This is a genomic window from Vibrio sp. 1874 (assembly GCF_033344395.1).
Lineage (GTDB): Bacteria > Pseudomonadota > Gammaproteobacteria > Enterobacterales > Vibrionaceae > Vibrio > Vibrio alginolyticus.
In genome coordinates, this window is sequence record NZ_JAWPOR010000064.1 from 1 (window position 1) to 1,659 (window position 1,659).

Here is a 1,659-nt window from a genome sequence, read left to right on the forward strand (position 1 = left end):
GTACCAACCTACTGCAAACTTTGACGAGTATTGGGCACTACTCAGTGCACAAATTAAGTAGAGATTATGAGTAAAGACAAATACACGCAGCCCGAGTTTTCTCTTTCCCTTCTCCATCCTCGTAACTGGGGAGTTTGGCTTGGGTTTGGTCTACTGGCTATCATCGTCAATATTCTTCCTTATCGCCTATTACTGTCTTTGGGGCGTTCACTTGGCAAGCTAGGCATGCGCTATGGCAAAAAGCGCGTGCATATCGCGAAGCGCAACCTTGAGCTGGCATTCCCCGCGAAAACGCCAGAAGAAGTGCAACATATCGTGGAAGAAAACTTCAAGAATACCGGGATGGCACTGATCGAAACCGGTATTACATGGTTTTGGCCTACATGGCGCTTCAAAACGCTCATTGTCGAGAAAGACATCCACGCTCTAAAAGAAAAAGGCGCGGAAGGGAAAGGCGTATTGTTGTGTTGTGTGCACGCTCTTAACTTAGAAATTACCGCGCGAGCTTTTGCTGTTTTAGGTGTTGCGGGTTATGGCGCATTTCGTCCTCACAACAACCCAGCGTACAACTTCATCCAATATTGGGGGCGCACGCACAACGGCAACAAACTGATTGATCGCAAAGATGTGAAAAAGATGATTCGTGTACTGCGCAGCGGCGAGCGTTTGTTCTACTTACCTGACCACGATTACGGCCGCAATAAATCGGTCTTCGTGCCGTTTTTTGCCATTGATGACGCTTGTACAACAACCGGCACCAGCATTTTAGCCTACACATCAAAATGCGCGATCATTCCAGGTTCTGGTTTCCGCAATGACGAAGGCAAATACGAAATCATCGCTGATAAGTGCATTGAAGCCGATTACCCACAAAAAGATGAAGTGGCTGCGGCGGCTTATATGAACAAGTACGTGGAAGAAGTGATTTTACGAGCACCTGAGCAATGGATGTGGCTACACAAACGCTACAAAACCATGCAAGATGAAAACGAGCCCAAAGGCATTCGCTACAAATAAATCGCAAAAGAAAGGGTATCCGATTGGATACCTTTTTTATTGAATTCGAAAAGTGGGAAATTAGATGCCGTATTCGGCGCGGTATGCTTTCACCGCTTCAAGATGCTCGGTCGCGTTACCTTTTTCTTCAAGGTAAGTGATTAGGTCACCCAAACTCACGATAGAAATCACCGCACAACCGAAGTCGCGCTCAACTTCCTGAATCGCAGAAAGTTCGCCTTTGCCTTTCTCTTGGCGGTCGATAGCCACTAATACGCCAGCCAGATCTGCACCATTCGCCTTGATGATTTCCATCGATTCACGAATCGCGGTACCCGCTGTAATCACGTCATCCACCAGCATGATACGACCTTCTAAAGCAGAACCTACCAGATTACCGCCTTCGCCGTGATTTTTTGCTTCTTTACGGTTGAAACAGTAAGGCGTGTCGATATCGTGGTGATCCGCAAGTGCTACTGCTGTTGTAGTCGCGATTGGGATACCTTTGTACGCAGGGCCGAATAGAACATCGAATTCGATACCAGAATCCGCAAGTGCTGCCGCGTAAAAACGACCAAGACGCGCTAGGTCACGGCCTGTATTGAAAAGACCAGCGTTAAAGAAGTACGGGCTTTTACGGCCAGATTTCAAAGTAAACTCACC

General features: G+C 47.4%; 2 protein-coding genes. One reads left to right on the forward strand and one right to left on the reverse strand.

Annotated features, from left to right (window positions below; genetic code table 11):
- Nucleotides 1–66 precede the first annotated feature (66 nt).
- Nucleotides 67–1,017, forward strand: coding sequence for a Kdo(2)-lipid IV(A) acyltransferase (locus R8N46_RS24540; RefSeq protein WP_005496814.1), 951 nt, complete (start codon nucleotides 67–69; stop codon nucleotides 1,015–1,017).
- A gap of 60 nt (nucleotides 1,018–1,077) precedes the next feature.
- On the opposite strand, the gene pyrE is transcribed toward R8N46_RS24540, so the two are convergent.
- Nucleotides 1,078–1,659, reverse strand: a 582-nt coding sequence (gene pyrE / locus R8N46_RS24545; protein ID WP_318189693.1) for an orotate phosphoribosyltransferase, incomplete at its 5' end; no start/stop codon positions are given.

Bases quoted from the DNA above. Each gene is read 5' to 3' on its own strand.
- R8N46_RS24540 (WP_005496814.1), top strand. From the start codon at position 67: ATGAGTAAAGACAAATACACGCAGCCCGAGTTTTCTCTTTCCCTTCTC.